35 protein-coding genes and 2 tRNA genes are annotated in these 25,146 nt (G+C 64.2%); 10 read left to right on the top strand and 27 right to left on the bottom strand.

Features of this window, described 5'->3' with window-relative positions:
- Nucleotides 1–54 precede the first annotated feature (54 nt).
- From rpsB to HAH_RS03985, 13 genes are all read right to left on the bottom strand, one after another.
- The gene (rpsB, locus tag HAH_RS04045) at nucleotides 55–876 is read right to left on the bottom strand and encodes a 30S ribosomal protein S2 (protein WP_014039758.1); all 822 of its coding nucleotides are present in this window, start codon (nucleotides 874–876) and stop codon (nucleotides 55–57) included.
- Nucleotides 873–2,078 carry a phosphopyruvate hydratase gene (gene eno, locus HAH_RS04040; protein ID WP_014039757.1) on the bottom strand — a complete coding sequence of 402 codons (1,206 nt, stop codon included), beginning with the start codon at nucleotides 2,076–2,078 and terminating at the stop codon, nucleotides 873–875. Before eno ends, rpsB begins: the two co-directional genes overlap by 4 nt.
- A gap of 2 nt (nucleotides 2,079–2,080) precedes the next feature.
- Nucleotides 2,081–2,254: a DNA-directed RNA polymerase subunit K gene (locus HAH_RS04035; RefSeq protein ID WP_004516796.1), complete on the bottom strand. Its 174-nt coding sequence runs from the start codon at nucleotides 2,252–2,254 to the stop codon at nucleotides 2,081–2,083.
- Entirely contained in the window at nucleotides 2,251–2,451 is a 201-nt protein-coding gene (locus HAH_RS04030; protein ID WP_023843157.1) for a DNA-directed RNA polymerase subunit N, read from the bottom strand. Before HAH_RS04030 ends, HAH_RS04035 begins: the two co-directional genes overlap by 4 nt.
- A gap of 12 nt (nucleotides 2,452–2,463) precedes the next feature.
- Entirely contained in the window at nucleotides 2,464–2,862 is a 399-nt protein-coding gene (locus tag HAH_RS04025; protein WP_004516798.1) for a 30S ribosomal protein S9, read from the bottom strand.
- Nucleotides 2,856–3,293 (bottom strand): 50S ribosomal protein L13, encoded by a 438-nt coding sequence (locus HAH_RS04020; protein WP_008310363.1) that lies wholly within the window; start codon nucleotides 3,291–3,293, stop codon nucleotides 2,856–2,858. The genes HAH_RS04025 and HAH_RS04020 overlap by 7 nt, the downstream gene beginning before the upstream one ends.
- Nucleotides 3,290–3,640 (bottom strand): 50S ribosomal protein L18e, encoded by a 351-nt coding sequence (locus HAH_RS04015; RefSeq protein WP_004516800.1) that lies wholly within the window; start codon nucleotides 3,638–3,640, stop codon nucleotides 3,290–3,292. The genes HAH_RS04020 and HAH_RS04015 overlap by 4 nt, the downstream gene beginning before the upstream one ends.
- A gap of 24 nt (nucleotides 3,641–3,664) precedes the next feature.
- Nucleotides 3,665–3,749, bottom strand: a tRNA-Leu gene (locus tag HAH_RS04010).
- A gap of 104 nt (nucleotides 3,750–3,853) precedes the next feature.
- Nucleotides 3,854–4,633: a DNA-directed RNA polymerase subunit D gene (locus HAH_RS04005; RefSeq protein WP_004963344.1), complete on the bottom strand. Its 780-nt coding sequence runs from the start codon at nucleotides 4,631–4,633 to the stop codon at nucleotides 3,854–3,856.
- Between the two features lie 3 nt (nucleotides 4,634–4,636).
- Complete coding sequence (locus HAH_RS04000; protein ID WP_004516802.1) at nucleotides 4,637–5,026, bottom strand: 30S ribosomal protein S11; 390 nt, start codon at nucleotides 5,024–5,026, stop codon at nucleotides 4,637–4,639.
- On the bottom strand, nucleotides 5,023–5,538 hold the full coding sequence (locus tag HAH_RS03995; RefSeq protein ID WP_004593562.1) for a 30S ribosomal protein S4: 516 nt from the start codon (nucleotides 5,536–5,538) through the stop codon (nucleotides 5,023–5,025). Before HAH_RS03995 ends, HAH_RS04000 begins: the two co-directional genes overlap by 4 nt.
- A complete protein-coding gene (locus HAH_RS03990; RefSeq protein WP_008310371.1) occupies nucleotides 5,538–6,071 on the bottom strand; it encodes a 30S ribosomal protein S13 in 534 nt (177 codons plus the stop codon). The genes HAH_RS03995 and HAH_RS03990 overlap by 1 nt, the downstream gene beginning before the upstream one ends.
- 21 nt (nucleotides 6,072–6,092) lie before the next feature.
- Nucleotides 6,093–6,177, bottom strand: a tRNA-Ser gene (locus HAH_RS03985).
- A 218-nt stretch (nucleotides 6,178–6,395) separates the two neighbouring features.
- Here HAH_RS03985 and HAH_RS03980 point away from each other — a divergent pair.
- Entirely contained in the window at nucleotides 6,396–6,695 is a 300-nt protein-coding gene (locus HAH_RS03980; protein WP_014039755.1) for a hypothetical protein, read from the top strand.
- Between the two features lie 128 nt (nucleotides 6,696–6,823).
- Complete coding sequence (locus HAH_RS03975) at nucleotides 6,824–7,885, top strand: Mrp/NBP35 family ATP-binding protein (protein WP_014039754.1); 1,062 nt, start codon at nucleotides 6,824–6,826, stop codon at nucleotides 7,883–7,885.
- A 62-nt stretch (nucleotides 7,886–7,947) separates the two neighbouring features.
- On the opposite strand, the gene HAH_RS03970 is transcribed toward HAH_RS03975, so the two are convergent.
- The 5 genes from HAH_RS03970 to cofD form a co-directional block, all read right to left on the bottom strand.
- A complete protein-coding gene (locus HAH_RS03970; RefSeq protein WP_004516807.1) occupies nucleotides 7,948–8,139 on the bottom strand; it encodes a 30S ribosomal protein S17e in 192 nt (63 codons plus the stop codon).
- Between the two features lie 190 nt (nucleotides 8,140–8,329).
- The gene (locus HAH_RS03965) at nucleotides 8,330–8,956 is read right to left on the bottom strand and encodes a DUF447 domain-containing protein (protein WP_014039753.1); all 627 of its coding nucleotides are present in this window, start codon (nucleotides 8,954–8,956) and stop codon (nucleotides 8,330–8,332) included.
- The gene (locus HAH_RS03960) at nucleotides 8,953–9,816 is read right to left on the bottom strand and encodes a triphosphoribosyl-dephospho-CoA synthase (RefSeq protein ID WP_014039752.1); all 864 of its coding nucleotides are present in this window, start codon (nucleotides 9,814–9,816) and stop codon (nucleotides 8,953–8,955) included. Before HAH_RS03960 ends, HAH_RS03965 begins: the two co-directional genes overlap by 4 nt.
- A complete protein-coding gene (locus tag HAH_RS03955) occupies nucleotides 9,789–10,535 on the bottom strand; it encodes a tRNA-dihydrouridine synthase (protein ID WP_014039751.1) in 747 nt (248 codons plus the stop codon). Before HAH_RS03955 ends, HAH_RS03960 begins: the two co-directional genes overlap by 28 nt.
- Entirely contained in the window at nucleotides 10,535–11,527 is a 993-nt protein-coding gene (cofD, locus tag HAH_RS03950; protein ID WP_014039750.1) for a 2-phospho-L-lactate transferase, read from the bottom strand. The genes HAH_RS03955 and cofD overlap by 1 nt, the downstream gene beginning before the upstream one ends.
- Before the next feature lie 161 nt (nucleotides 11,528–11,688).
- On the opposite strand from cofD, the gene HAH_RS03945 reads away from it, so the two are divergent.
- Nucleotides 11,689–12,228 carry a protein-tyrosine phosphatase family protein gene (locus HAH_RS03945; RefSeq protein ID WP_023843156.1) on the top strand — a complete coding sequence of 180 codons (540 nt, stop codon included), beginning with the start codon at nucleotides 11,689–11,691 and terminating at the stop codon, nucleotides 12,226–12,228.
- Between the two features lie 16 nt (nucleotides 12,229–12,244).
- Here the strand turns inward: HAH_RS03945 and HAH_RS03940 are convergent, their stop codons facing one another.
- From HAH_RS03940 to HAH_RS03920, 5 genes are all read right to left on the bottom strand, one after another.
- Nucleotides 12,245–12,985 (bottom strand): ABC transporter permease, encoded by a 741-nt coding sequence (locus tag HAH_RS03940; protein WP_014039748.1) that lies wholly within the window; start codon nucleotides 12,983–12,985, stop codon nucleotides 12,245–12,247.
- A complete protein-coding gene (locus HAH_RS03935) occupies nucleotides 12,982–13,923 on the bottom strand; it encodes an ABC transporter ATP-binding protein (protein WP_014039747.1) in 942 nt (313 codons plus the stop codon). Before HAH_RS03935 ends, HAH_RS03940 begins: the two co-directional genes overlap by 4 nt.
- A gap of 273 nt (nucleotides 13,924–14,196) precedes the next feature.
- Nucleotides 14,197–14,436, bottom strand: a complete 240-nt coding sequence (locus tag HAH_RS03930) for a SelT/SelW/SelH family protein (RefSeq protein WP_014039746.1) — start codon at nucleotides 14,434–14,436, stop codon at nucleotides 14,197–14,199.
- A 31-nt stretch (nucleotides 14,437–14,467) separates the two neighbouring features.
- Nucleotides 14,468–15,169 carry a DUF7546 family protein gene (locus HAH_RS03925; protein ID WP_014039745.1) on the bottom strand — a complete coding sequence of 234 codons (702 nt, stop codon included), beginning with the start codon at nucleotides 15,167–15,169 and terminating at the stop codon, nucleotides 14,468–14,470.
- A complete protein-coding gene (locus tag HAH_RS03920; RefSeq protein ID WP_014039744.1) occupies nucleotides 15,166–16,554 on the bottom strand; it encodes a heme o synthase in 1,389 nt (462 codons plus the stop codon). The genes HAH_RS03925 and HAH_RS03920 overlap by 4 nt, the downstream gene beginning before the upstream one ends.
- A gap of 142 nt (nucleotides 16,555–16,696) precedes the next feature.
- Here HAH_RS03920 and coxB point away from each other — a divergent pair, with 142 nt between their 5' ends.
- Nucleotides 16,697–17,461, top strand: a complete 765-nt coding sequence (gene coxB, locus HAH_RS03915) for a cytochrome c oxidase subunit II (protein WP_014039743.1) — start codon at nucleotides 16,697–16,699, stop codon at nucleotides 17,459–17,461.
- A gap of 889 nt (nucleotides 17,462–18,350) precedes the next feature.
- On the opposite strand, the gene HAH_RS03910 is transcribed toward coxB, so the two are convergent.
- On the bottom strand, nucleotides 18,351–19,121 hold the full coding sequence (locus tag HAH_RS03910) for a CAP domain-containing protein (protein ID WP_014039742.1): 771 nt from the start codon (nucleotides 19,119–19,121) through the stop codon (nucleotides 18,351–18,353).
- 122 nt (nucleotides 19,122–19,243) lie between these two features.
- On the opposite strand from HAH_RS03910, the gene srp19 reads away from it, so the two are divergent.
- The 3 genes from srp19 (at nucleotide 19,244) to HAH_RS03895 (ending at nucleotide 20,934) form a co-directional block, all read left to right on the top strand.
- Nucleotides 19,244–19,522 (top strand): signal recognition particle subunit SRP19, encoded by a 279-nt coding sequence (srp19, locus tag HAH_RS03905; protein ID WP_023843155.1) that lies wholly within the window; start codon nucleotides 19,244–19,246, stop codon nucleotides 19,520–19,522.
- The gene (locus HAH_RS03900) at nucleotides 19,519–19,746 is read left to right on the top strand and encodes an H/ACA ribonucleoprotein complex subunit GAR1 (RefSeq protein WP_014039740.1); all 228 of its coding nucleotides are present in this window, start codon (nucleotides 19,519–19,521) and stop codon (nucleotides 19,744–19,746) included. The genes srp19 and HAH_RS03900 overlap by 4 nt, the downstream gene beginning before the upstream one ends.
- 75 nt (nucleotides 19,747–19,821) lie before the next feature.
- A complete protein-coding gene (locus tag HAH_RS03895) occupies nucleotides 19,822–20,934 on the top strand; it encodes a presenilin family intramembrane aspartyl protease PSH (RefSeq protein WP_014039739.1) in 1,113 nt (370 codons plus the stop codon).
- Between the two features lie 14 nt (nucleotides 20,935–20,948).
- Here the strand turns inward: HAH_RS03895 and HAH_RS03890 are convergent, their stop codons facing one another.
- Nucleotides 20,949–21,956 (bottom strand): ornithine cyclodeaminase family protein, encoded by a 1,008-nt coding sequence (locus tag HAH_RS03890; RefSeq protein ID WP_014039738.1) that lies wholly within the window; start codon nucleotides 21,954–21,956, stop codon nucleotides 20,949–20,951.
- A 107-nt stretch (nucleotides 21,957–22,063) separates the two neighbouring features.
- Nucleotides 22,064–22,297 (bottom strand): hypothetical protein, encoded by a 234-nt coding sequence (locus tag HAH_RS03885; protein ID WP_014039737.1) that lies wholly within the window; start codon nucleotides 22,295–22,297, stop codon nucleotides 22,064–22,066.
- A 478-nt stretch (nucleotides 22,298–22,775) separates the two neighbouring features.
- Between HAH_RS03885 and HAH_RS19860 the strand changes: the two genes are divergently transcribed.
- The gene (locus HAH_RS19860; RefSeq protein ID WP_014039736.1) at nucleotides 22,776–22,943 is read left to right on the top strand and encodes a DUF7331 family protein; all 168 of its coding nucleotides are present in this window, start codon (nucleotides 22,776–22,778) and stop codon (nucleotides 22,941–22,943) included.
- A gap of 35 nt (nucleotides 22,944–22,978) precedes the next feature.
- On the opposite strand, the gene HAH_RS03880 is transcribed toward HAH_RS19860, so the two are convergent.
- Complete coding sequence (locus tag HAH_RS03880) at nucleotides 22,979–23,392, bottom strand: DUF3054 domain-containing protein (RefSeq protein ID WP_014039735.1); 414 nt, start codon at nucleotides 23,390–23,392, stop codon at nucleotides 22,979–22,981.
- 110 nt (nucleotides 23,393–23,502) lie between these two features.
- On the opposite strand from HAH_RS03880, the gene HAH_RS03875 reads away from it, so the two are divergent.
- On the top strand, nucleotides 23,503–24,060 hold the full coding sequence (locus HAH_RS03875; protein WP_014039734.1) for a GNAT family N-acetyltransferase: 558 nt from the start codon (nucleotides 23,503–23,505) through the stop codon (nucleotides 24,058–24,060).
- A gap of 80 nt (nucleotides 24,061–24,140) precedes the next feature.
- Nucleotides 24,141–25,121, top strand: a complete 981-nt coding sequence (gene fen / locus HAH_RS03870) for a flap endonuclease-1 (protein ID WP_014039733.1) — start codon at nucleotides 24,141–24,143, stop codon at nucleotides 25,119–25,121.
- The last annotated feature ends 25 nt before the right edge of the window (nucleotides 25,122–25,146 follow it).

The following is a 25,146-nucleotide window of genomic DNA, read 5'->3' as shown; positions in this document are numbered from 1 at the left end:
ACTGGCATCGCCACTCGCACTTCGACAGCGAGAAAACGAAACAGTTCAGCGACGTTAGATGTCGGACTCGAAGTCGTCGAGTCCGTACGTCGGCTCGGCACCGCGGCGGTCGAGCGTCTCGTTGGCCAGCAGCCAGTAGACGACCGACAGCGCCTTGCGCCCCTTGTTGTTCGTCGGGACGACCAGGTCGACGTTCGACGTGGTGTTGTTGGAGTCACACATCGCGATGACCGGGATGCCGACCGTGATGGCCTCCTTGACAGCCTGGGCATCACCGATCGGGTCGGTGACGACCACGATGTCAGGCTCGATGTAGCCGTCGTAGTCGGGGTTGGTCAGCGTGCCGGGGATGAACCGGCCGGTGCGGACGCGCGCGCCGATCGCTTCGGCGAACTTCTCGGCCGGGAACCGGCCGTACTGGCGCGACGACGCGGCCAGAATCTGCTCCGGTTCGTAGTTGGACAGGAAGTCCGCGGCTGTGCGGATGCGCTCGTCGGTCATCGAGACGTCCAGCACGTAGAGCCCGTCAGTCCGGACGCGGTGGATGAACCGCTCCATGTCCTGGGTCTTCTGCTGGGTCCCGATGTGGACACCGGCGCCGAGGTAGTCCTCGACGGGGATGAGGAGGTCGGCCTCCGACTGCTCGTCGGGCATGACGTCCTCGTCCAGCTGTGGGCCGGCGGCCTCGTCGGCGTCGGCCGCTTCGTCGGCCTCCGTGTCGGCATCGGTTGGTTCGGCCTCTGTCGCCTCTGCGGCGTCGTCGGCGGGCTGTTCGGCTTCCGTTTCGGTCTCCGCGTCGACCGCTTCGTCGTCCTCGTCGGACGGGTCGAAGTCGGAATCGGACGCGTCGAGACCTTCTTTTTCGTTGCCGCTCATACTGCGTTGTCCTCGATACGGATTAGTTCGTTCAGCTTGGCTGTGCGCTCGCCGCCGACCGCGCCGGTTTTGATGAACGGTGCGTCAGTGGCGACAGCGAGGTGTGCAATCGTCGTGTCTTCCGTCTCGCCGCTGCGGTGGGAGACGACGGACTCATAGCCGCTTGCCGTCGCCAGTTCGATGGCGTCGACAGCGTCGGTGAGCGTCCCGATCTGGTTCGGCTTGATCAGGATGGAGTTCCCGGCGTCGGCGTTGATACCGGCCTGCAGGCGCTCGACGTTCGTGACGAACAGGTCGTCGCCACAGACGAGCGTCTGGTCACCGACCTGTGCGGTCAGGTCGGCGAATGCCTCGTAGTCGTTCTCGTCGAGTGGGTCCTCAACGTAGACGAGGTCGTACTCCTCGACCTTCCCGGCGATGTACTCTATCTGCTCTTGGGTGGACTTGACGCCGTCGTCGTAGACGTACCCGTCCTCGTCGGCATCGTAGAGTTCCGCGCCGGCGACGTCGAGGCCGAACGAGATAGCGAAGCCGAAGTCGTCGGCGACGGTCTCAACAGCCTCGTCCATAATCTCGAACGCTTCGTCGTCCGAAACGGACGGTGCCCAGGCTCCTTCGTCGCCCTTGCCCGCTGGCAGGTCGCGGTCGGCCAGGATGTCGTGGACCTCCTGGTGGACCGCGGCGTTGGCGAAGACAGCCTCTTCGACGCTCGGTGCGCCGACGGGGGCTGCGAGGAACTCTTGGATATTGGTTGCATCCGCGGCGTGCTCGCCGCCGCCGATGATATTGCCCAGCGGCGTTGGGTACTCGTTGCCCCGGAACGTACCGCCGAGATGCTGGTACAGCGGTGCGCCCAGCACGTCGGCACCGGCCTTTGCGGCCGCCATCGAGATGGCGACGGCGCTGTTGGCTCCGATGCCGGAGAAGTCGTCGGTGCCGTCGGCGGCGTGCAGCGCCGCGTCGACGTCACGCTGGTTCCCGGCGTGGACCTCACCGATGAGTCGCGGGAGTGCCTCCTCGCGGGCCTTGGCGATGGCCTCGTTGGCGGGGAGTTCGATGGCCTCGTACTCGCCCGTGCTTGCGCCGCTCGGTGCCTTGCCACGACCGAAGCCCCCACTCTCGGTGAGAACGTCGGCCTCGACAGTCGCGTTCCCGCGGGAGTCGAGGACGCGGCGGAGTCGGATGTCAGTGATGAGCGTCATCGTTAATCACTCCTGTTGACCGTAAACGGTAGGACGCCAGCGTCGTACTCCTCGGCGGCGATGAGTATCGGCTGGGTGTGTTCCGTCTCGATGAGCACGGGAGCACCGTGAGCCAACTGCAGCGCTCGTGCGCCGAGTTTGCGGGCCTTCTCGTAGCGGCTTTCCTGTGCGTTCATTGGTATGGTGAGACGATGTCGACGAGGTCTTTATGTGAGACGAGCATCCGGCGACAGCAGTGCCGCTCGACGCCGAGTTCATCGAGGACCTTCTCCGGGTTCTCGGGCTCCTCGGCCTCGCGGGTGCGTGCTTTGAACTCTTCCCAGTGCTCGCCGACGACGTTACCGCACGTGAAACACCGAACCGGTACCATCATACCTGTATCACCTTAGCGGTACGATTTCTGGTAGCGGGCCCGCGCACCGGGGCCGCCCCACTTCTTGGGTTCGGACTGGCGAACGTCGTTGACCAGCAGCGAGCGGTCGAACTCCATGAACGCGTCACGGAGTTCGGCGTCGTTGGTGTGGTCGACGAGCCCGCGAGCGATGGCGGTTCGGGCGGCGTCTGCCTGCCCCATGACGCCGCCACCTTCGACGGACACTTCGACGTCGACCTCGCCGCGGAGGTCGTCCTCGGCGATGCGGAACGGTTCCAGCATCTTGAGCTGCGCCAGCTCGGGGTCGACGAGTTCGACCGGCTGCGAGTCGATACGCACGCGGCCCTCGCCCTCGCGAACGGTCGCGCGGGCGACGGCGGTCTTCTTCTTGCCAGACGTGTTCGTTACCATGTCTTGTTCGCTCCAAGCGTTTCGCTGATCTCGCCCAGCGTGACGAACTTGATGTTCGACAGTCGGTCAAGCGACGTGCCGTCTAGGACCTCGCCGTCCTCGTCGTACGGGTTGCCGAGGTAGACACGGACGTTCTCGAACGCCTCGCGGCCACGCTGCTTCTTGTGGGGCAGCATGCCACGGATGGTGCGCTTGAAGATGCCGTCCGGTCGCTTGGGGTAGAAGTACCCGTTGTCGTTACCGATGTCGACACGTTTCTTGTACTTCTCTGTGATCTGCTCCTCTCGGCCGGTGATCACAGCGCGCTCGGCGTTGACGACGGCGACCGTCTCGCCATCGAGAGCCTGTTCGGCGACCTGTGATGCGACGCGGCCCATGATACAGTCGCGGGCGTCAACGATGACATCCGCGTCGAATTCTGCGACGCTCATCGGATCACCCGGACGTGGGAGCCTTCTGGGTTGTTTTCGATTGCCTGTTCGAGTGATACAGCCTCTCCAACCTGGTCGATCTTCGTCTCGGCGGTTCCGGAGAAGTCGACAGCGGCGACGGTGACGTCCTTCTGCAGGACACCGGAGCCAAGCACCTTGCCGGGCACAACGACGGTTTCGTCTTCCTGGGCGTATCGTTCGATACGGCCGAGGTTGACTTCCGCGTGTGTGCGCCGTGGCTTTTCTAAGCGCTCGGCGACGTCGCCCCAGACAGCACCGCCCGAACTGCGGGCGGCTGACTTCAGGTCGGCGATGAGACTACTGAGTCTCGGGTTCGTCTTACTCATATGATTCCTCCGTTGTGGGAAAAGTGCAGGGAGCAGGATTTGAACCTGCGGACCCCTACGGGACAGCGCCCTGAACGCTGCGCCGTTGGCCAAACTTGGCTATCCCTGCGTGCGATTGTTCGTTTTGCGTGCCCCGTAAAACCCCTTTCGGTCCTCGCGCTCGGGGAGCGGGCGGTCATCGGTAGTGGTGGGGTGTGTCGGGGCATTGTGTCGTTACAGTTGGACTGCGTCTTTCAGTTCGGTCGCGCGGTCACGCAGCGTCTCGACCGCGCGCAGGACCAGTTCCTCGGTGGTGAACGACCCGTCCGTCTCGACGTGGAACACGAACGCGTTCGGCACGTCCGAGACCTCGACGTCTTTGCCGGGGTAGCGGTTCCGGAGGTCGTTGTCGAACTCGTCTGTCGCGACGAGTTCGCCGTTGGTGGCGTCGCCGGCGGCGTGTTCGGCCGCCTGCTCTTCGATGACGCCACGCAGGATGTTCGGGTCGTCGTCCTCGAACTCGCCGAGGTCGCCGACGACCTCCACCTGCTGGAGGTGTCGGTAGCCGACGGCCACGCCGCCCTGATGTTTGGCGTGTTCCCGACCGGTGTCGAGGACGGCGTCGGCCTCGACTTCGAGACGTTGGCCCTCCTTGAGATCGATGATCGGGATGTTGTCGTCGGCCGCCTCGACCATCGGGTCCGAGGAGACGAGGTCGCTGGAGTAGGCCGTGCTCGGCCCGTCGACGGACAGCGACAGCGTCACCTCGTCGCCGATCTCGAAGTCGTCGAGGTCGGTCGTCAGCGGGACCAGTCCCAGTCGGAGACCGATCTGCTCGTTGAACATCACGCTGGTGTTCTCGATGACGCGGACGGTGTCGATACTGAACGTCGGCACGTCCGCGACCATCGCTCGCCGGATGCCGTTGGCAAACGCCGGCGTGATGCCGCGCACGAGGATGCGGGCCTCGCGCTCGCCGCGTTCGACGAACTCAACCTCGTAGTCCTGTGTCATTGGTTAGAATCCGGAGTTCTTGGGTGCACGAGTGCCGTCGTGCGGGGTCGGCGTGACGTCCTCGATGCGACCGATCTCCAGGCCCGCTCGGGCGAGTGCGCGGATCGTCGCCTGCGCACCCGGACCGGGCGAGGTCTGGAGGTTGCCGCCGGGACCGCGGACCCGAACGTCGACGCCCTCGACGCCGCGGTCGAGGGCTTTCTCCGCAACGACCTCGGCCATCTGCATCGCCGCGTACGGCGACGCTTCGTCGCGGTTCTGCTTGACAACCGTCCCGCCGGAGCTCTTTGCGAGCGTTTCCGCGCCGGTCTGGTCGGTGATGGTGATGATCGTGTTGTTGAACGATGCGTGCACGTGGGCGATGCCCCAGATGTCTTCGGTTTCTTCGCTCATTCTTGGGCCTCCGCGCGCTCAGGATGGAGTTCGTCCGACAGCGAGCTGTGCTCGTCGAAGCCGACCGAGCTCTCGACGGCGGTCTCGACCGTCATGCCGGGTCGGGTGACACGAGCGTCGTCCAGCACGATGTGGCCGTGGACGATGAACTGGCGGGCCTGCTCGGGCGTGTTCGCGTAGCCCTTGCGGTAGACGACCGTCTGCAGGCGACGTTCCAGCACGTCGGTCACGTCGAGCGACAGCACGTCGTCGAGCTGGTCCTGCTCGTTGAGGATGCCGTAGCGCTTGAGCCGAGCGAGGAACTCCTCGGACTCGGTCTCGTGCTCGCCGGCGCTGCCCAGCAGCTTCCGGGCCTCACGGCGGTAGCCACGAAGCTCGGACTGTGCGCGCCAGAGCTCTTCTTTGTTCTTCAGGCCGTAGCGGCCGATGAGGTTGGCCTCGTCGGCGATTCGCTCGCCCTGGAAGGGATGATTCGGCGTCTCGTAGAACTTCGTGTTCGAACCAAGCGCCATTATTCGTCATCCTCCGCGGCGGCTTCCTCAGCCTGCTCCTCTTTGATCGCCTCGACGTTGACGCCGATGGTCCCCTCCGTCCGGCCGGTGGACTTGGTACGCTGTCCACGGACCTTCTGGCCGCGCTTGTGGCGGACACCGCGGTAGGAGTCGATCATCTTCATGCGGTTGATGTCCTGCCGGCGGGTGAGCTGGAGGTCGTTGCCAGTCTCGTGGGTGGTCTCACCAGTGAAGTAGTCCTTCTGGTGGTTGGCCATCCATTCGGGCACCTCGTCGGCGAAGTTCTCGACGTGGTCGACGACGCGCTCGATGACGTCGTCGTCGAGCTTGCCGAAGACCGCGCGCCGGTCCACGTCCGCCTTCTGGGTGATGATTCGGGCGGCCCGGTGGCCGATACCGTTCAGTTCTGTCAGTGCTCGCTCGACGGATTTCGTCCCGTCGAGGTCTGTCTGTCCGATACGGACGAAATAGCGGATGTCCTCCTCCTCTTCGGCATCCGCGTCCTCGCCCGCGTTGGGGTCTTCTGCACTCATATGTAGGTACTGATGGGTGAGCGTCGTGGCGGGGATTCGAACCCCGGAGGCTGTACGCCACAGAGTTAGCAACCCTGCGCCTTGGGCCAGGCTTGGCTACCACGACACGCGTTCTATGACACTCGCGCCCGCAGCACGCGGACTCGGGGGCCGGTCCCCCTACACGAGTCTATCCGATTCTATTCCGGGGTTGTATTTAAACGCAACGAAGGGGCCCGACAGCGTGACTTCGGGACATACCCACAGAGACATGGAATCGCAAGCATCGCTGCACTTGTCAGGTGCCAGCACAACACATTCGTCGCTAGGCGCCCATGTCGGCGTATGCGTCGGTGCATCACTGACGGCGGCAACAGCGTCGACCCGACCGACCGAACAGCGGTCCGTGACCACCTGGAACGGTTCGCAGGGTCCGGCACGGTTACCGAAACGGACGACGGCACGCTCCGGGCCGACTTCAGCGGCCGAACCCACGTCGCAGTGGCTCCCGATGGTACGATAGACACCGGGATGCCGCTCCACTCGTTTGCCGGGACGCCGGAGCGGCTCGTGTTCGACCACGACAGCGGCGAGTTGCGCGCCGAACTGGACGGAGAGAACGTCTATGTGTTTCGACATCCATAGAGAGATGCGTTCTTCGCGCACGCGAGAGTGACCTTAGAACTTATCCGCTGTTGCGGGGCCGGGGCAGCGGACTGCCCGCATTCGACGGGTCACAATCCTTATCGCACCTCCGGGACCTACTCCTGTGCATGAATACAGACGACGTACGCGAGCGCCTGCGAACGGTCGAGGACCCGGATCTGGGAGCCGACATCGTCTCACTCGGGCTGATCAACAGCATCGACGTGACTGACGACGAGGTCAGCATCGACCTGGCGCTCGGTGCGCCGTACTCGCCGACGGAGACGAGCATCGCGAACGAGGTCCGCGAGGCGATGGGCGACATCGACCGTGAGATAGACCTCTCCGCGAGCGTCGACCGCGGTGTCCCGGAGGCCGAAGACCCACTGCCGAAGGTCAAGAACGTCATCGCGGTCGCCTCGGGGAAGGGCGGGGTCGGCAAGTCCACCGTCGCGGTGAACCTCGCCGCCGGCCTCTCGCGGCTCGGCGCCCGCGTCGGCCTGTTCGACGCCGACGTGTACGGGCCGAACGTCCCGCGGATGCTCGACGCCGACGAATCGCCCCGCGCAACCGAGGACGAGGAGATCATCCCCGTCGAGAAACACGGGATGAAGCTGATGAGCATGGACTTCCTCGTCGGCAAGGACGACCCGGTCATCTTCCGCGGACCGATGGTCGACAACGTCCTCACGCAGCTCTGGGACGACGTGCTCTGGGGCGAACTCGACTACATGGTCGTCGACCTGCCGCCGGGGACCGGCGACACGCAGTTGACGATGCTCCAGCAAGTGCCCGTCTCCGGGGCTGTCATCGTCACCACGCCGGAGGAAGTCGCCCTCGATGACGCCCGGAAGGGGCTCCGGATGTTCGGTCGCCACGAGACGCCAGTGCTTGGCATCGTCGAAAATATGTCGTCGTTCGTCTGTCCCGACTGTGGCGGCACGCACGACATCTTCGGCAGCGGCGGCGGCCGCGAGTTCGCCGACGAGACGGAGATGCCGTTCCTCGGGGAGATCCCGCTCAACCCCGAAGTCAGGGAAGGGGGCGCGACCGGGGAACCGCTCGTCCTTGATGAGGACAGCGACGTCGGCGAGTCGTTCCGCGACATCGCCGCCCGCACCGCCAACATGCAGGGCATTATCCACCGAAAGCGACAGAGCGACAGCCAGCGCGCCCAGCCAGAGCAGTAAGGGTTCAGAGCCGATACAGCAGCGGCTCAGTCACCGGCAAGAAACAGAGAGAAAGAACCGAATTACGCTTCGACCGGGTTGTTCATCTTCCGGGTGACGTAGCCGGCGATGCGGTTGCGGACACCCTTGGACTCGATGTTGGTCAGTTCCTCGACGACGTCTTTGTTGTGTTCGAAGTCTGCACCGAAGGCGTCAGGGTATCGCTCCATGAGGAGCGTCCCGGTCTTCTTGACGTAGGCGGGTTTGATTGCCATGCGCGCTACTTGCTTGGTCGCACTCAAAAAGGGTTCGGAACGGACCACGCACGCGAACGTTTATCAGTAGGGGTGGAACGATCCGTTACCGTGCGCTGAACGTCGCCGTGGCAGGGTCCGCGAGAGTGCGACACAGTCTGTCACGGGTCGTCGTGTGTCGCCTGTGTGCCCCTCATTCCGTGCGGCGTCCCTACCACTCGGCATCGATCAGGTCGCGTACGCGCTCGAAAGCCGCTCGCTCGCGTTCGCCGCCGGCCGTTTCGACCACGGACTCGAAGTACGCGAGACGGTCTAGCAGCGTCTCGCTGTCGTAGCTGGGCACGTCAAGTCGCGAGGCCGCGACGGTCGCCTCGACGACGGCGGCGTGGCCGCGGTTCGTCGTCGGCACGACCCGCCGCGTGACGGCGCTGTCGACGGGGTGTAGCGCCCATTCGACCCACTGGGTGTCCCCCTTCGAGCCAGAGTCACGCCGCTCCACATCGACTTCGACCCACGCGTCCACGCTATCGAGGACAGGGACGTCTTCCTCGCGGACCGACAGCGCCGCCTCGGCGAAGTCGACCGGGTCGCGCGTGAACTGGACGTAGCCGCCCCCACGCTCCCGGAAGTTCCGCCAGGTCCGGGTCCGGCCCCACGTCGTCGCCGTGGCTGGTCCGTCGCCGTCCGGCGCATGGACACCCAGTGCGGCGACGTTCCAGCGGTCGTTTGGTCCAAGCGTAGTGACGACGGTCTCGGAGACGCCGGAAAGGGCGACCGGCCACTCCGTCCCGGAGCCACCGGAGTCCGGGCCGCCATCTCCAGAGGAATCCCTGGTCACACTTCGAGCCCCCGTTCGAGCGCGACGAACAGCGCGCCCGCAACGAGATCAGCAGTCGTTCCGGGGTTGATGTCCCGCTCGACGAACTCCTCGGCGAGGCCGGTCGCGGTTTCCGCACCCTCGAGGACAGCCTGTGCCCGTCGCTGGACCTCCTCAGCGGTTTCGCGGTCCTGCCGCGTGACGATGAAGGTGTCCGGTTCCGCCGCGAGCAGTTCGATGAACACGTCCGATGCGCGGTCGGCGACCGGACCGGATCCGTCCAGTAGCCACTCGCTGGCCTCGAACACGCGCTCGAAACCAGACACCCACTCGGCGGCCACGCCATCGACATCCACGCTGGACTGCATCACGTCGAACAGCGTCATCTCACGCGCGCGGAGTTCCGGAATCGCGTCGCGTCCGCGGCGAACGTCGAGCGGCTCCAGCCCGTCGGGCGGGTCGTCGACGGCCACGTCGACATGTTCGAAGGCGCGGTAGAACGCCGCCGCGTCCTCGACGGTCGTCTCATGAACCACAGCATCGACATCGGATGGTGACAGTCGCCCGTCCGCGGCCGCGGCGGCAAGGGGCGTGAGTACCAGCAGGGCCCCGAACTGGGTGTTCCCGCCGGACTGGTCCGCCATCCCGTCGACGGCGGCCTCGAACGCGGGACCAACCGGGTCGCCCGCAGCCGCGCGGTCAAGCCCCGGACGCGCCCCCACAGCCCCGGCCATGAAATGCTCGAACCGCAGGTCGTCGTACTCCCGCTCGCGGTCGACGTTGCCGGGCTTCGGCGTCCCGGAGACCTCCAGCAGCAGTGCAAGCTGGGCGTTCTGTGCAACCGACCGTTCGCTCACAGTGGCACCTCCAACGCGAACCACTCCGCTGTCGTCGCTCGGATCTCGTCGAGCGTCTCCGGCTTGTCGCTCGCGCGACCGACGCTGACGGCGTCAGCGCCGTACGAAAGGTACTCCCGTGCCGTCTCTCTCCCTCGAACGCCGTTGTTCGCGACGACGAACAGGTCGGTGGCGTCGGCCACGTCGGCGACGACCGACTCGGAGTCCATCGCGTCGACGTGGAACAGGTCTCCACCAGCGTCTTCGATGGCTTGAGCGACAGCTGGGAGCGAGACGCCATCAAGTTCGGCACGGCCCTTCACCGACACCGTCGCCCCTGTCGACGCTGCTGTTTCCACGAACGCCGCCAGTCGTTCCGGCTCCCGGAGCAGCGCCTCGCCGGCACCCGCGGCGCACATCTCGTCCTGCCGACAGTGGGCGTTGATCTCGATGATGGCGTCGTGGCGCTGACAGACGGCGGCGACACGCTCGACGGGGCCAAGCGTCGCGCTCCGGACGTTGAACGCCGGGCGCAGTGGTGTGTCCGCAAGCGCGCCGAGCTGGTCGTCGACGAACGCGACCGGGTCATCGGGCAGGAACTCGGAGCGGTCGCGGTCCGTCATCGCTCGGGCGGCCTCGCGGGTCCGGTCGTCGAGCGCGATACCGCCGAGGAACGCACACCCGACGTGGGACTCGACCGTGCGGGCCCACGACGCGTCGGCCTCGCCGCTCAGACTCGCGAGGGCGAGTCGCGGCTCGAACATCAGGCCACCTCCGAGAGAGCTGTTTCGACGGCACGGTTCACCCGTTCAGCGTCGGCCGCGTCGTCGAGGGTCGTATCGGTTCTGACGACCGGCACGTCGAGCAGCGTGGAATCGTCGTCGTCCAGTACGAACGCGTCAGCGAAGGGGTACGCCTCGGCCACGCCGCCAGTGCTGGGCTCCAGCCCGACGCCGGCCATCAGGTCCGCCGCCGGCCCGGAAAACACCGTGTCCTCGATAAACGGCGAGACGGCGACGACCGTTGTCTCGTGTAGCGCCTGCTCGAACTCATCGATGGCGAGCATCGGCCCGAGCGAGGTCACGGGGTTCGACGGGCCGATGACAACCGTATCGTCAAGTGCGGTCAGGACGGCATCCGTCGCGCTGGCCCGTTCTGCGCCCCTGAACTCAACATCTTCGACCGGCGGCACCCCGTTCCGACCGACCCACCACTCCTGAAAGTGCATCGGACCGCTCGGCGTGTGGATGATGGAAGCGACCGGGTCGTCGCTCATCGGTAACAGTGTCCGGTCCAACCCGAACGCGTCGGCGAGCGTCCGCGTCACGGCTGTGAGTGATTGGCCCTCGTCTAGGAGCGAGGTGCGCGTGACGTGGACCGCGCGGTCCCGGTCGCCGATGTGCATGAACTCCGCAACGCCGGAGAAGCGGCGCCAGCGGGCAATACTTCGGCCCTCAGTCTGCGCGTCGTCGGGGAGGTATCGTGGGCCGCCATCGAGCCCGGCGGCGTCGGCGAGCCGCGTCAGTTCACTGTGTGTCTCGGCGGTGTCGTCGGCGATACCCCACCAGGTCTCCCGGTCGAGGACCTCACCGTCGAGAAACAGGACGGTATCGAGGTCCGGGCACACGAGATGGCCTCCCAGTTCGATATCGTCGCCGGTGTTGGCGACGACAGTCGTCGCCGCCGGCCAAAACACGTCGTCGGCACCGGCGAGGAGCTTCGGCGTTCCCGTCCCGCCGGCAAGAAACGTCACCATGTCTCGACGTAGGGGGAACTGACAGTATAAACGTGGCCACTGAAACTGGTCGGAGCTGGAAAGCAGTCTGGCGGAGACAGTGTTCTATTCAGAGAATCACAGCTGAGAATTGGGTGGGTAGAGTGAAGGGTATCGGTAGGATAGGCAGGGTAACGGGTGCTATGCCCATCGTGAATCCACACCGCTTCGCGCCTGCAGCCTCCAACGAAGAGTACGTCTACGGGTCCTGTGCGCCGGGCTGGCATTCGGCCGCCACGCACCAGGACGCGCTCGACGATTGGATCGCACACATGCAGGCACACGACATCGAGCGGGTCTGCTGTCTGCTTCCCGGACAACAGCTCGACGACGCTGGGGCCAACATCCAGCGCTATCGGGAGGCCTTCGGAGCGTCATCAGTCCGCCACGTACCGGTTCCCGACCACCAACTCATCCCCCAAGACCGCCTCCACGACGATATTCTGCCGTTCCTGGTTGACGCCTGTGAGACAGAAGAGCGGGTCGTCGTTCATTGCCTGGCCGGCATCGGCCGCACCGGACAGGTACTCGCCGCGTGGCTGGTGTATCATTACGACTACGGCCCCGACCGCGCCATCGAAACTGTCCAAGAGATGGGCCGTGACCCGCAAGACGCTATCGAATCGGGGAACGCGACTGAAGCGGAGCTGTCCAGTCTGCTGTCGTCGGTCGCACGCTTGTAAAAGGCCCCGTCGGTGCTCAGTCCGTCCGCGGGAGGAGCCGCGCACCGACGGCAAAGCCGACGACGGCACAGACTGTGAGAACGGCGAGTGGGGCGAGTGCTTCACCGGTTCCGGTTGTCGCCGCACGGACGCCACGCGAGAAGTACGTCAGCGGCGAGAGCCAGGTCGGGAGCCACGCGGGCAGGAGGGTCTGTGGGACGAACGTCTCCGAGAGGAAGAGCAGCGGGAGCGCGAGGCCGTTGCTCGCCGCGATGACGCCGTCCTGTGAGTCCGCAAGGCTGCCCAGCATCGCACCGACGGCACAGAACAGCGCGACGCCGAGGCCGACAAAGGGGAGTAGGAGCACAGAGGGGCGGATGGTCGCGCCGGTCAGCCACACCATCATGCCGAGTATGATGAGGCCGGCGATGCCGATGATGACGACGTTGACGAGCGTCTGCGCCAGTAGCCACTCAGTCCGGGTCAGCGGCGTCGTCGCCAGTTTCTCGAAGCGGTTGCCGTCCCGATGCCGCGCCACCTCGCTACCGACGCGGGAGAGTGGCGTAAACAGGACGACGACGGCCAGATAGCCCGGCGCGTAGAAGCTCGGCGGTTCCGTGAACAGGCCGCCGCCGCCAGGCTGGGTCTGGACCAGCACACCGAAGATGACGACGATGATGACCGGGAAAAAGAACGTGAAGAAGACGGCCGTCCGTCGCCGGAGGAAAGCCAGCGACGCCGCGCGCGTCTCCGATGCGAGTCGCCCCAGTCGGCTCATTGGACACCACCTGCCGCCGGCTCTGTCCGGCGCGGTTCACCGCGCTGGCCGACAGCCGTTCCGGTGAGTTCGAGGTACACGTCCTCTAAGTCAGGCTGTTTCCAGGTGAGGCTGTCGTACTCGATGCCCGCCTGGCCCAGTTGCTCGGTGATGTTGCCGATGGACTCCGGGCGGATGCCGTAGACGACCAGCCGGCCGTTCCGGATCGCTGTCTCCGCCGGGTAGTCGATGGCTGAAACGGCGGCCTCGTCGAAGGTTCCGTCGACGATGAGTTGGCTGTCGCCGCCGTGTTCGACCACGAGCTGGTCCGGCGAGTCGAGTGCGATGAGTGTCCCGTCGGCGAGGAGGCCGACGCGGTCCGCGAGCCGCTGGGCCTCCTCCATGTAGTGGGTCGTGACGAGTATCGTCACGCCGCGGTCGGCAAGCCCCTCCAACAGTCGCCAGAGGTCACGCCGACCGGCCGGGTCGATGCCGGTGGTCGGTTCGTCCAGCACAAGTAGGTCCGGGTCGTTGATGAGCGCCGTCGCGACGCAGGCCCGTCGCTGCTGGCCGCCCGAGAGGTTCTCGTATGTCGTGCTGGCAGTGTCGGTCAGACCGACGTCGTCAAGCACGGCTTCGACATCGCGAGTGTCGTCGTACAGGCCGGCGTAGTATTCCAGCAGCTCCCGCGCCGTCAGCCGCTCGTGGGGCGAAAACGACTGTGGCAGTAGACCGATTCGGTCGCGGGCGACCGTTCTGGGCGACTGGCTGAACAGCCGAACCTCGCCGGTCGCGTCTGTCGTTCCGGTCAACGCCCGTACCAACGTGGTCTTGCCAGCCCCGTTGGGACCGACCAGCGCGAGTACCTCTCCGGCGGTCGCGGTCAGCGAAACGCCGTCGAGTGCGACCGTATCGCCGTACCGCCGCCCGACATCCGACGCGACCAGTACCTCGTCCATGCGCCCTCGTCCGGTCGGGTCGCCGAAAGCAGTTCCGTTCTCGTGCGGTCAGCGGCCTACACGTTGCGGCCACATCTCAGACAGACGGCCGGAAGCCACGGCTTGTCCGTGACAACTGGCTGAGTGTCTTCGCAGTGGTCACAGAATTCGGTTTTCGTCGCCATTTACGGAAAATGTCACAGCAAAACAATAAATAGTTTGTTGTGCGGTATACCGTCTCAAACCGATGGCAGCGTCGGCACGGGATTCCACTGATAGCATCGCGATGTCCCGTTACATGACGTGTGAACGGACCGCACGGACTATAGCGTCCACGTCGAACTCGTCGCTGGCCTCGGCTTTGTCGTAGATCGTCTCGTCGTCCACGCTAATCCTGAACACGCCGTGGTCACCCATGACCAGTCGGACGCTGTCGAGTTCCTGCTCAAGTCCGGACAGAATCGCCTGCTGAACGTGTAATGCCCGTTCGCGGAACCCACACGGGACACAGTATTCGATTTCGACAGTGCTCATACCGGTGTTCACGCCTGTCAGCCTGAAAGCTCTATGGCCGACCGACTAACGTTCGGAGACGGCCGATGACCGTCACGTCGAAGCGGTGGACGCCGTAGAGCAGTCCAACGGAGACGAGGAACACCACCGTCGAGAGACCGTACGACTGGGAGAGGGCCGCCTGGGACAGCGTCGCCCCGACACCGACGAACCCGCCCAGTATCGACGCGATAATCGGAAGGACACAGGAGACACAGGAGAACAGGCCGACGATGCCGCCCACCGCGCCGCCACTCGCGTCGATAGCTGTCACGAACACCAGATACGAGAGGGTCAGGTAGCCGGCGACCTTCCACGGGATGAGCACCACGCTGAGGGTCGCGCCGCTGAACACGACCGTCGGCGAGAATCCAGGCGGGGCCTGCGTGACCAGGCGGAGGCCGGTCCCCTGGCCGCCTGTGCCGTACACGCCGCCGACGTATCCCAGTACGAGCAGGTAGCCCAGGGCGACGACCGCACTGCCGAGCGTCCGCCGGCGACTGGTCAGTTCCGGGCGCACTCGCAGGACAACGAGACCGGCGACGTTGAGCCAGATGAACGGGAACAACAGCAGAAACGGATCCGTCGCGGGTTGGGCCGTGTTGACGACGTAGCCCAGAATGAGGATGAACTCCGCGTTCAACACGGCTGCCCAGGTTACCAGCGAGCGCGTGTCCGGGATTGCATCTCTGAGGGTCGCTGTCGTGGTGCTCATAGTGCGAGAGCGTCGATAACGATGGCGACGAGGACCGCCCCGAGGTAGGCGTTCGACGCGTGGAACGCCCGGAACGCCGCCGCTTCGGTCTGCTCGTGGTGGAGTTGGACGACGGCCCAGAGGAACACTGCGCCCAGCAGCACCGACGTGACGGCGTACAGCCAGCCAAGCGACGTGAGCACGCCCAGCACGCCTGAGGCGATGAGTGTCGCGCCGAGGTAGTAGACGATGTGCTTGCGCGTCTCGGTCTCGCCGCGGACGACCGGCATCATCGGGAAGCCGCCCGCCTCGTAGTCGTCCTTGTACGCGAGCGCGAGATTGTAGAAATGCGCCGGCGTCCAGAGGAAGATGACCACCGCGAGGACGACGCCGGGGAGGCCGATCGACCCGTCGGCGGCGACCCAGCCGATGAGCGCCGGCAGCGCGCCGGCGGCCCCGCCGATGACGGTGTTCTGGACGGTGTTGGGCTTCAATACGAGCGTGTAGATGACGCTGTAGAACACAATCGCAGTCAGCCCGAGCAGCGCCACGAGCGCGTTCACCTGCCAGAACAGCCCCAGTGACGCAAACGAAAGCAGCAGGCCGAAGGCCAGCGCATTCCGGACCGGAATCTGGTGGGTCGCGATGGGGCGGTCCGAGGTCCGGTCCATCCGCTTGTCGATGTCCCGTTCGAGGACGTGGTTGAACGTCCCCGACGCGCCGATAGAGAGGACGCCGCCCCCGAGCGTGAGCAGCACCGTCCGAACGGCGAGCGTCTGCCCGGCGGCGAGTGCCATCCCGGCCGCGGCGACCAGACACAGGAGCCACATCAGCCGGGGCTTCATCAGGCGGAAGTACGCTGATGCGGTCTCGACGATGCGCTCGCGGGTGGAAAGCGTCGGCGACCGTGCCGGACCGTCGTCGGCTGGCTCCGGCGCGAGTGTCGGGTTCTTCACGGGGGTCTCGTCATCACTGCCCGTCTCAGCTTCGAGGTGCCACGCCAGAGCCAGCACGAACGAGCCGAAGATGCCCATCCCCAGAGCGAGGTGGGCGCCGGGGAGCGCCGTCTCGGTGCTCGTCGCGACGACGGCACCGAGCGCTATCTGGACCGGGTACAGCGCGGTGCCGAGGAGGATAGCTGCCTTGACGCGGCCGCGACAGCTGGATCGGAGCCCGATAACGGCCACAGCCACCACGAAGAGTCCGACGGCGGCTGCGACGAGTCGGTGTCCCCAGGCGACCAGCAGGGCCGTGTTCGTCACGTCGACCGGTCCGTCACACAGCGGCCATGTAGTACAGGCTGCTGCCGCATCGGTGAGCGTTGTCGTCGCGCCGGCGAGAACTAGCAAGTACACGCCGACGGCGGTCGCGGCGAGCAGCCCGGTGAAGGTCCGGCTCTCTGCCATTATTGTATCCTTCGATGCTGGCCACTTAGACCTCGCGATTCCGCTGTCTCCGTCCGGAGCCGTTCCGCTGCCCTATCGCTACAAATCGGGAGCCTGCGGCGAAGACAGCAGTTATTTATCCCCGAAATCCTAAGCCGCATCCATGACCCGGAAACGCGCCGGTCTGGTCGCTCTGTTCGGTGCTGCGTTGCTCGCGCTCGCCGCCGAGCCGGCCGCCGCCGCACAGATTCAGGACTCGACGACGGATAGCCTCATCTGGGGGCTGAACATGAACCTCCTGTACGTCGCTCTCCCGATTACGGTCCTCGTCGAAGGGATTCTGATCTACACTGTCTGGCGGTTCCGTAATCAGGAAGAGGCGCTTCCCACGCAGGAGAACCGCCGACTCGAAGTCACCTGGACCATCGCGACGGCGATCATTCTCCTGTTCGTCGGTGTCGCCTCCTACCAAGTGATGGCAAGCCCGTACGTCACCGCCGAGGCCGGCGATCAGGCTGCACTGCAGGAACAGGACACTGAACTCATTACCGTCGAAGCACAGCGGTACGGCTGGACGTTCTACTACAACGAATCGAGTTGGGATGGCGAGGCGGAGGTGACCACCACGACAGACCTGAAGATACCGGCTAATCAGGACGTATCCTTGCGGGTTACATCGACTGACTGGCTACACGCGTTCCACGTTCCCGGACTTGGACTGAAATCCGACGCGTTCCCCGGCCAGTACAACCGTCTCCGAACCAACGCGGGTAACACCGGCACGTACCAGCTCTACTGTGCCGAGTACTGTGGCTCTGGTCACTCACAGATGCTCGGGACCGTTGAGGTCGTCCCGCAGGACGAGTACGAGGACTGGCTGGCAGAGCAAAAGAGCGGCGGCGACGACTCCGAAGGCAGCGACGAGTAGCGCGGTAACTGGGCGTCTTTTCCCTTCGAGAACTGCCGGGTTACGGAAGATTATTCTCAGCCAGCAGATCACGAATTTCCGGCAGGGTGAATGGGAGTCACGATCAGATTGAAGTACCGCGCTGAAGCGGCCTGTCAGTCCGTTACTGAACGACCCATCTTTCAGTCACTTCGCCACTCGAATCAACGGTCAGGTTCAGGCTTTGGTGGCTGCTAACCCTATCACTGAATGCGTGCTTGCCGTCGATATATAATCTGATTCCACAGACCTCAGCGTCCGCCTCGCGGTTGATTCGGGCTGATTCGCCTGGTTGAACTGAAAACTCCTTGTTCTGACAGGTGGCAGTTAGCACAACGTCGCCCGAAAAATCACCTGCGACTTGGACTGCCACGAGTTTCGATCCGGCACACATCGATGGCCAACATTCCGGTGTCGATACATCGGAAGGCGGCGTCCCGGTTTCAGTGGCAGTGTCGTTCGGCGTTTCTGTCGCCTTCGGTGCTGAAGAGTTGTTTTCGGTAGTACCGTCAAAATTCCACTCAACACAACCGGAGAGAGAGCTGGAAAGTGCTGAGATTGAGAGGAACTGTCGGCGATGCATGATAGCTGGTGAGACCGGTTGTGTAAGGGTCTTGTGAGGGGCAGGAGAACAGCCACTGGTTTAGCCACGCTATGAGGGGCAGCAGCATGCCGGGGAACGCTATAGACGGATTGAGTACTGCCACCAGCGATTCCCCGACCACAGAGAACAACGAGACAGCGACGGCGCTGCTTGCATTTGGACGAAAAGCGTAGAATCTGAACAGAGAGAGGACGGTGGCAGCAAGACAGCACTCACGAGCAGCCCGGTGGTCAGAACAATTGCCGCGTCGGTCGTCCAGTCCGACCGCTATCCGCAGATGTTGGCAGTCGCGTACACGTTGCCGGTATCGGTTATCTCCACGCCGATGCCGACGAGATTAGCGTTGCGGAGCGTGAGCCGTTCGCGGTAGTCCGGCCACGCCATCCAGTCGTCGACGATCTTTCTGGCGACTTCCTTGTCGGTGGCGTGGAACCGCTCTTTGCCGTCCTCTTCGTACGTTTGTCCGGCGACTGTCTGCTCAACCGCCTCGAACCGGTTTCGGTCCGGTTGCTCTATGTACTCACCCTCCGCAGAGTCGAACGTACACCGGTCATAGAGCCCGGTGTTTTCGTATCGGTCTTTGCTGGAGACACCGTCGATCTTGTGGATCGCCTGCCCTTCGACGGCCATCTGCTCGCTGTGGCCCTTTGCCATCTCGTTCAGATCCTCTTCAGTCCGGAGTCCCGACTCGAACGCTGGGACACCTGCAGCCTTGCGTTCCTCGTTGAGGAACTGCCGGACGTAGTCGGAGACGTTCTGTTCATTGAACTTCCGTGCCGGGATCGACTCCTGTTTCGGGGTCGCAGTCTCGGCCGGTGTCGCCGTCCCGTTTGCTCCTGGCGTCGGTGTTGGCGTAGTACTATTGCCCGCCGTCGCCGTCGTCGTTGAGCCACCGCTACCGTCGTCGCTCTGTGAGTCAGTTGTCTGTGTCGTCGTATCCGCTGTCCCGCCCGCAAACTGTGCTCCGACAAGCACTCCCGTCCCCAAGACCACGAGGAGCACCACGGCGGCGATAGCGAGTAACCCTTTCTTTACCATATACGACGGATAGATTACAGAGGTATGTAAGCTTGATTCTTCATATACTTCATCTGATTTTCATTTCGTCTACTGTCGCCGGTGACGATAACCCATATATGCCACGGGCGGCCACTGCCGGTATGGTCGAGAACGTTATCTGGCCGGCGGCACTCGACGCCAACCGTTCGCGCAGCGACGGGCGTCGCGTGTCACTGGATCTGGCCGTCGAGGACCCGACTGTCGACGAGATCGCTAAAGCCGTCCAGCAGGTCGGTTACGACGCGGTCATCGAGCGGGACAAGACGTATCCACGCGAGTACGAAGGCCGCGGGCGAGTCGTCGTCAAGGACGCGGACGACGCGACGAAAAGCGACCTGCTCGGGGCTGTGGCGGCCTACATGCAGGCGCTACGTGAATGAAACGCATCGGCACTGTCTCGCGGGTCGCACAGGGACTGGCCGTCGTCCGGGCACCCGACGACGAGTACGCGTCCGTGGGAACCGACGTGGTCGACGAAGAACTCCAGACGGTTGGCTCCGTCGTCGACGTGTTCGGTCCGGTCGAGCGCCCGTATCTCGCTGTCTCGCCGAACGACAGCGTGCATCTCCCAGCGCTGGTCGGCACAGTCCTGTACGCGCGGTAAGAGCCCTCCGAACCGCCGACGTCTGTCAACATCTGCTTCGTAACGCTCAAACCGGTTCCTGCAGGACGTGTGTGCATGGAGCGACGGTGGCGAATCCTCGGCGGTTGTGGCCTTATCGCTGGTATCTTCCTGTTCGTCCAACTCGGCGCGCTGGCGCTGGTCCAGCCCTTCGAATCGGCTGGGTACCAGGCCGTCGAAGACCCGTCTGACCCCACGAACAGCCTCATGTACGTCGGGGCGATTCTGGTCGCAACGGCAGTTATGTTGCTTGCCTTCCGCTACGACGTTGACCAGCTCATTCGCGGGCTCATCGTCTTCTCGTCGGCCTGGCTCTCCCTGTACGTGTTTCAGGTGCTGGTCCCGCCGGTGCTCACGTACGCCGGCCTCAACGTCGTTGCCGTCCTGTTGGCGCTGGGCCTGGGGACGGCACTGCTGGTCTATCCCGAGTGGTACGTCATCGACGCCGCCGGTGCGGTGATGGGTGCTGCCGCAGCCGGCCTGTTTGGCATCAGTTTCGGGGTGTTGCCAGCGCTCGTCCTGCTGACTGTACTCGCCGTGTACGATGCGATCAGCGTCTACGGGACTGAGCACATGCTCACGCTGGCCTCGGGCGTCATGGACCTCAAGGTCCCCGTCGTCCTCGTGATCCCGATGACGCTGTCGTACTCCTATCTCGACGCAACGGCGGCGGATTCGGTAGCAGAAGACGAGACTGACGACGACGCAACGGCGGCGGACGACGCGGCCGAGGAGCCGGCGACCACAGAACACGGAGCCGACGCGGACGGTCCGGCGGTTGCGGATGGGAGCCAGCCGGCGGAGCGTCCCGACGACGCGACAGAGACTGGCAAAGCAGACGGAACTGCTGACGTTCACGCCGACCCGCTAGAGCGCGACGCGCTGTTTATCGGTCTCGGTGACGCCATCATCCCGTCGATACTCGTCGCCAGCGCCGCCTTTTTCGCCTCGTCGGACGTACTGTCAGTGTTCGGCGTCCCGTTGCCGGCGCTGACCGCGATGCTCGGGTCCTACGTCGGCCTGGCGATACTGCTGTGGATGGTGCTGAAGGGGCGCGCACACGCAGGACTCCCGCTCTTGAACGGTGGAACCATCGCCGGCTACATCGTCGGCGCACTCGCCGCCGGTATTAGTCTGATAGACGCCCTCGGTCTCGGCCCGTACCTCTAATTCTCCTGCAGCCGCTACCGTCCGGTCAGGGCCTTGCTCGCGGGCGCGAAATCGATCTCCTCACCCCGGCCTTCTGCCTTCGCCCGCTCGTACAGCATGTGGCCCGCGGCGACGGTTTCGATGGCTGTGCCGCCGGAGTCGAAGACTGTAATCTCCTCGGGTGACTGCCGCCCGGGCGCGTTGCCGGCGACGATATCACCTAGCTCGGCGTGGACGTGGTCCTCGTCAATGACGCCCGCATCGAGGGCGTTAATGAACGACCCGGCGTCCTGTGTCACCCGCTCGCGCAAGTCCGGAACGTACGTGGCGCGTTCGATCGTCGTCGCGTCCAGTTCGTTCTTCTCGGGGTGGTACTGGCCCATCGCGGTTACGTGAGTTCCCGGCTCGAGTAGATCGCCGTCGAACACCGGTTCGCTCGCGCTGGTCGCCGTGATAACGACATCGGCCCCCTCGATTGCTGCGGCCGGGGACGCGACAGCAGCCACTGTCGGGTCCAGCGCGTCGTTCATCTCCGCGGCGAAGGACTCGCGGCTACTGGCCGTCGGGGAGTACACCTCGATGCGGTCGAAATCTCGGACTGTCGCCGTCGCACGGACCTGGCCGCGAGCCTGTGCGCCACTGCCGATGACTGCGAGGTCGCTGGCGTCCCGACGGGCCAGTGCGTCGACACCGACCGCCCCGGCCGCGCCAGTCTTGTGGGGGTTCATGCTCGCACCGTCGAGGACAGCAAGCGGGTCACCGCTGTCGGCGTCGAAAATCGGGAGCGTGAAGTGTGCATCTTGCCCGCTGAAACCGGCTGCGTAGGTGTACCCGCCCATCGCACCGGTGTCGGGGAGAATCGCGAGATAGCCCGTCAACATTCCCGCGGGCTCGTCCGAGAACAGCGTTGTTCTGGGAGTCGCCGGGGCACCTTCGCCACGCTGGCGATACCCCTCTCTGACGGCGTCGACGTACTCGGTGGGTTCAGCGAGGTCAGCTACTTCGTCGCTCTGCAGGAACAGCGCTGTCGCATCTGTCGTCATACTCCGTCGTTTGGGCGACCGACTCTTATACTGCCCGGCGGTGCCAATCTGTACGACCGGTTACGGATATCTATCGAAAACGGGAGAGTAGACGGACAGGAAAGCGCCTAGTCCGCAGTCTGTAGCGGGTCCGACTGCGGGCTCTGTTGGGTCGACGTGTCGTTTGGAACCGGGTCGACGGGGGCACGGACGAACATCGCGTGGCCGATGAGGCCGACTGTTACGACAGAGGCCAGCGGAATCGCCGTCGTCAGTTCGAAGCCGACAACGAACAGAGAGGCGGTGATGCCGGCCATGGCGAGCGGAATGAGTCCAAGAATGATGTCGTAATATCCCGTCATAAGTATGAATCAATCTACGATAGCGGAGTATATGAATGTTTCCCTAAAATACGGGATAATACACTCAATGGCCCCTGAGAATTTATTCAGTACCCGCTGAGTAACAAACTCATAAGTTATGAGTTGGATTTTGGGGAAAGATTAATATATGCCTATTCTTGTGGACGGTTCACAATATAAGGGCGGGGACGACCTGTTGTTGCTGGCCCGCAGCCGTACGCAGGATATGATATTTCACCCCAAAGCTGGAATGCGGTGTTTGCCGGCCGGGATGCGATGTCTGCTGTGACGGTTATCTGTTTCTCGGGATAGAGCCCACCGACTCACCTGTTTTCAGAATTTGAGAACTGGATTAGGTGATTCATGGTGTGGTAATGCCCCCTATTTTCTCCGATGATAACTGGGTCCATGTGCTTATTAGGTACGCCAAGATACGTTGAATCGGAGAAAAACGGAACGCCGATTCCCAAACGAGACAATGAGCACGAACGCAACGGACAACACGACAGACGCCGCGACCGACGAGCAAGAACGACGATACGCAGAACTGAATATCGGCGACGAAGAGTTCGTAATCTACGACCGGGAGAACCACCAGGCATGGATTCAGTCGACAGAATCGCTCGAAGTCGCCGACCTGCGATAGTCCGTCAGCGACACCGCAGCTCTGTTACAGGCCGCTTATTTTGCGACTGCAATCGCACCGCGCCAGCACAGCAACAGTGTGCCACCGACGAGCACGGAGACGAGCGCGAACGTCACTGCCGCATTGCCGGGGAACATCGACGTCGAACGGAGCCCCTGCGCGATACCGACTGCCAGTACCCACCCCACGATAGTGCGGCCGAGAGCCGCCCGCACCGTTCCGGTCGCCGCGGCGGTGTACAGCCCCCCGAGTCCGGCGACGAGGAGCCAGCCGACGTAAAATGGCGTCAGCGTCCCAGCGAATCGAGCCGGGCTCAGTATCGGATTGATGCCGTGGGTCAGCTCACCGATACCGACGAACAGGGCAATCGCCAGCAGGTCGCCGACGGCCACCAGCGCCGTCCGGGCGGACAGTTCGATACGACCGTTCCCCACCGTCGAGACGCTCATACAGGTAGTTCCGGCTCCGGCCACTTCGCTCTCCCGGATTCGACGACGGCGGTTGGTGCCTTAGAACAGGGACCAGCACTGATTACAGTGGGCGGCCCCAGTGTCGGTGTATGGAGTTCACGCTGCTCGGCTGGCCCGAGGACGGCCACCGGCTCCGGCTAGATCACGAGCAGTTCGCGTACGCGGGCAAGTTCGTGATGACCTCGACCGGGAAGGCCGTCGTCGGGGACGATGGCGTGGTGGCCGCGGCCGCGTTCGACGCCGACCGGACCGACCCCGACACGCTCTGTGTCCGGTATATCACCGTTCGGCAGGACCGGCAGGGCGACCGGCTCGGTGCCCGCCTCCTCCGGTTCGTTCGGGACCGCGCTACGGAGCGGGGCTTCGAGCGCGTGTCCATCGGTGTCAACAATCCGTTTTCCTACCAGGCCGCCTACCGGGCCGGGTTTTGCTTCAGCGGCGCGGAGTCGGGGATGGCCGAACTCGACCTCGTCTGGCCGGGCGACCGCAGTACCGAACGGTATCAGGCCGGTCTGGACCTGTTTCGGGAGCGCGATCTCTCGCCAGAGGAAGAGTCGTTTCTCGCGGCGAAGGCCGACGCCGACCCGCCGTCGGTCCTCGACGACTGGGCCGAACCGCCGTCCGGACGGACAACCACATCAGGCTGATCGGCCCGATCGAGTCGACTGGCCTGTAGAGTCGTCCCATCTCCGAGAGATTCAAGCGGCTGTCGGCCAAAGGCCTGCCAATGGGAAACGCTGATTTACGGTCGCTCGCGGCGCTGTCGGACGTGTCGTTCGGCGACCTCGGCGGGAGCGTCGTCGCCGTAGACGCCCACAACTGGCTCTATCGCTATCTGACGACGACGGTGAAGTTCACCAGCGAGTCGAAGTACACCACCAGTGACGGCGAGGAAGTGGCGAACCTCATCGGCGTCATCCAGGGGCTACCGAAGTTCTTTGAACACGACCTCACGCCGGTGTTCGTCTTCGACGGCGCGGTCACGGACCTCAAAGACGACGAGGTCGAGAAACGCCGCGAGCAACGCGAGAAGTACGAGTCCGAACTGGAGGCAGCCCGGGAAGCGGGTGACAGCACCCGCGTCGCCAAGCTTGACTCCCGCACGCAGCGGCTGACCGATACCATCGTCGACACGACGCGGGACCTGCTGGAACTGCTCGACGTGCCTATCGTCGACGCCCCCGCTGAAGGCGAAGGGCAGGCGTCGGTGATGGCCCGGCGGGGCGACGTGGACTACGTCGGGACGGAGGACTATGACGCGCTCCTGTTCGGTGCGCCGATGACGCTCCGCCAGATTACGTCGAAGGGCGACCCCGAGCTGATGGACTTCGAGGCGACACTCGAACAGCACGACCTCACCTGGGAGCAACTGGTCGACGCCGCCATCCTGATGGGGACGGACTTCAACGAAGGGATCTCCGGTATCGGTCCCAAGACCGCCGTTACGGAACTCCACGAGCATGGCGACCTCTACGCCGTTCTCGAAGCCCGGGACGAACACATCGACCACGCCGACCGCATCCGGAACCTGTTTCTCGACCCCGAAGTCACCGACGACTACGAGATTCCGGACAGCATCGAGCCGGACGTCGACGCCGCCCGCGCGTTCGTCACCGATAAGTGGGAGGTCGACGCCGACGAGGTCGCTCGCGGGTTCGAGCGCATCGACGAGTCGGTCGTCCAGACGGGGCTAGACCGCTGGGCGTGACAGCGAAAACCCACGACTGACCAAT

The organism is Haloarcula hispanica ATCC 33960, from assembly GCF_000223905.1.
In the GTDB taxonomy this organism is placed as follows: Archaea; Halobacteriota; Halobacteria; order Halobacteriales; family Haloarculaceae; genus Haloarcula; species Haloarcula hispanica.
Note: the sequence above shows the minus strand (reverse complement) of the source record. Positions and strands in the feature narration are given on the sequence as shown.

What these genes read in the sequence shown, in the direction of transcription:
- HAH_RS04005 (WP_004963344.1), bottom strand. Translation starts at nt 4,633, where the DNA reads ATGACACAGGACTACGAGGTTGAGTTCGTCGAACGCGGCGAGCGCGAG.
- HAH_RS03945 (WP_023843156.1), top strand. Translation starts at nt 11,689, where the DNA reads ATGCCCATCGTGAATCCACACCGCTTCGCGCCTGCAGCCTCCAACGAA.
- cofD (WP_014039750.1), bottom strand. Translation starts at nt 11,527, where the DNA reads ATGGTGACGTTTCTTGCCGGCGGGACGGGAACGCCGAAGCTCCTCGCC.
- HAH_RS03930 (WP_014039746.1), bottom strand. Translation starts at nt 14,436, where the DNA reads ATGAGCACTGTCGAAATCGAATACTGTGTCCCGTGTGGGTTCCGCGAA.
- HAH_RS04015 (WP_004516800.1), bottom strand. Translation starts at nt 3,640, where the DNA reads ATGAGTAAGACGAACCCGAGACTCAGTAGTCTCATCGCCGACCTGAAG.
- HAH_RS03940 (WP_014039748.1), bottom strand. Translation starts at nt 12,985, where the DNA reads ATGAGCCGACTGGGGCGACTCGCATCGGAGACGCGCGCGGCGTCGCTG.
- HAH_RS03935 (WP_014039747.1), bottom strand. Translation starts at nt 13,923, where the DNA reads ATGGACGAGGTACTGGTCGCGTCGGATGTCGGGCGGCGGTACGGCGAT.
- rpsB (WP_014039758.1), bottom strand. Translation starts at nt 876, where the DNA reads ATGAGCGGCAACGAAAAAGAAGGTCTCGACGCGTCCGATTCCGACTTC.
- fen (WP_014039733.1), top strand. Translation starts at nt 24,141, where the DNA reads ATGGGAAACGCTGATTTACGGTCGCTCGCGGCGCTGTCGGACGTGTCG.
- HAH_RS03880 (WP_014039735.1), bottom strand. Translation starts at nt 23,392, where the DNA reads ATGAGCGTCTCGACGGTGGGGAACGGTCGTATCGAACTGTCCGCCCGG.
- HAH_RS03970 (WP_004516807.1), bottom strand. Translation starts at nt 8,139, where the DNA reads ATGGCAATCAAACCCGCCTACGTCAAGAAGACCGGGACGCTCCTCATG.
- HAH_RS03925 (WP_014039745.1), bottom strand. Translation starts at nt 15,169, where the DNA reads ATGAGCACCACGACAGCGACCCTCAGAGATGCAATCCCGGACACGCGC.
- HAH_RS03885 (WP_014039737.1), bottom strand. Translation starts at nt 22,297, where the DNA reads ATGACGGGATATTACGACATCATTCTTGGACTCATTCCGCTCGCCATG.
- HAH_RS04035 (WP_004516796.1), bottom strand. Translation starts at nt 2,254, where the DNA reads ATGAACGCACAGGAAAGCCGCTACGAGAAGGCCCGCAAACTCGGCGCA.
- HAH_RS03890 (WP_014039738.1), bottom strand. Translation starts at nt 21,956, where the DNA reads ATGACGACAGATGCGACAGCGCTGTTCCTGCAGAGCGACGAAGTAGCT.
- srp19 (WP_023843155.1), top strand. Translation starts at nt 19,244, where the DNA reads ATGGTCGAGAACGTTATCTGGCCGGCGGCACTCGACGCCAACCGTTCG.
- HAH_RS19860 (WP_014039736.1), top strand. Translation starts at nt 22,776, where the DNA reads ATGAGCACGAACGCAACGGACAACACGACAGACGCCGCGACCGACGAG.
- HAH_RS03875 (WP_014039734.1), top strand. Translation starts at nt 23,503, where the DNA reads ATGGAGTTCACGCTGCTCGGCTGGCCCGAGGACGGCCACCGGCTCCGG.
- coxB (WP_014039743.1), top strand. Translation starts at nt 16,697, where the DNA reads ATGACCCGGAAACGCGCCGGTCTGGTCGCTCTGTTCGGTGCTGCGTTG.
- HAH_RS04025 (WP_004516798.1), bottom strand. Translation starts at nt 2,862, where the DNA reads ATGGTAACGAACACGTCTGGCAAGAAGAAGACCGCCGTCGCCCGCGCG.
- HAH_RS03990 (WP_008310371.1), bottom strand. Translation starts at nt 6,071, where the DNA reads ATGAGTGCAGAAGACCCCAACGCGGGCGAGGACGCGGATGCCGAAGAG.
- HAH_RS03975 (WP_014039754.1), top strand. Translation starts at nt 6,824, where the DNA reads ATGAATACAGACGACGTACGCGAGCGCCTGCGAACGGTCGAGGACCCG.
- HAH_RS03910 (WP_014039742.1), bottom strand. Translation starts at nt 19,121, where the DNA reads ATGGTAAAGAAAGGGTTACTCGCTATCGCCGCCGTGGTGCTCCTCGTG.
- HAH_RS03920 (WP_014039744.1), bottom strand. Translation starts at nt 16,554, where the DNA reads ATGGCAGAGAGCCGGACCTTCACCGGGCTGCTCGCCGCGACCGCCGTC.
- HAH_RS03980 (WP_014039755.1), top strand. Translation starts at nt 6,396, where the DNA reads ATGCGTCGGTGCATCACTGACGGCGGCAACAGCGTCGACCCGACCGAC.
- eno (WP_014039757.1), bottom strand. Translation starts at nt 2,078, where the DNA reads ATGACGCTCATCACTGACATCCGACTCCGCCGCGTCCTCGACTCCCGC.
- HAH_RS03895 (WP_014039739.1), top strand. Translation starts at nt 19,822, where the DNA reads ATGGAGCGACGGTGGCGAATCCTCGGCGGTTGTGGCCTTATCGCTGGT.
- HAH_RS03900 (WP_014039740.1), top strand. Translation starts at nt 19,519, where the DNA reads ATGAAACGCATCGGCACTGTCTCGCGGGTCGCACAGGGACTGGCCGTC.
- HAH_RS04000 (WP_004516802.1), bottom strand. Translation starts at nt 5,026, where the DNA reads ATGAGCGAAGAAACCGAAGACATCTGGGGCATCGCCCACGTGCACGCA.
- HAH_RS04020 (WP_008310363.1), bottom strand. Translation starts at nt 3,293, where the DNA reads ATGAGCGTCGCAGAATTCGACGCGGATGTCATCGTTGACGCCCGCGAC.
- HAH_RS04030 (WP_023843157.1), bottom strand. Translation starts at nt 2,451, where the DNA reads ATGATGGTACCGGTTCGGTGTTTCACGTGCGGTAACGTCGTCGGCGAG.
- HAH_RS03995 (WP_004593562.1), bottom strand. Translation starts at nt 5,538, where the DNA reads ATGGCGCTTGGTTCGAACACGAAGTTCTACGAGACGCCGAATCATCCC.
- HAH_RS03955 (WP_014039751.1), bottom strand. Translation starts at nt 10,535, where the DNA reads ATGTTCGAGCCGCGACTCGCCCTCGCGAGTCTGAGCGGCGAGGCCGAC.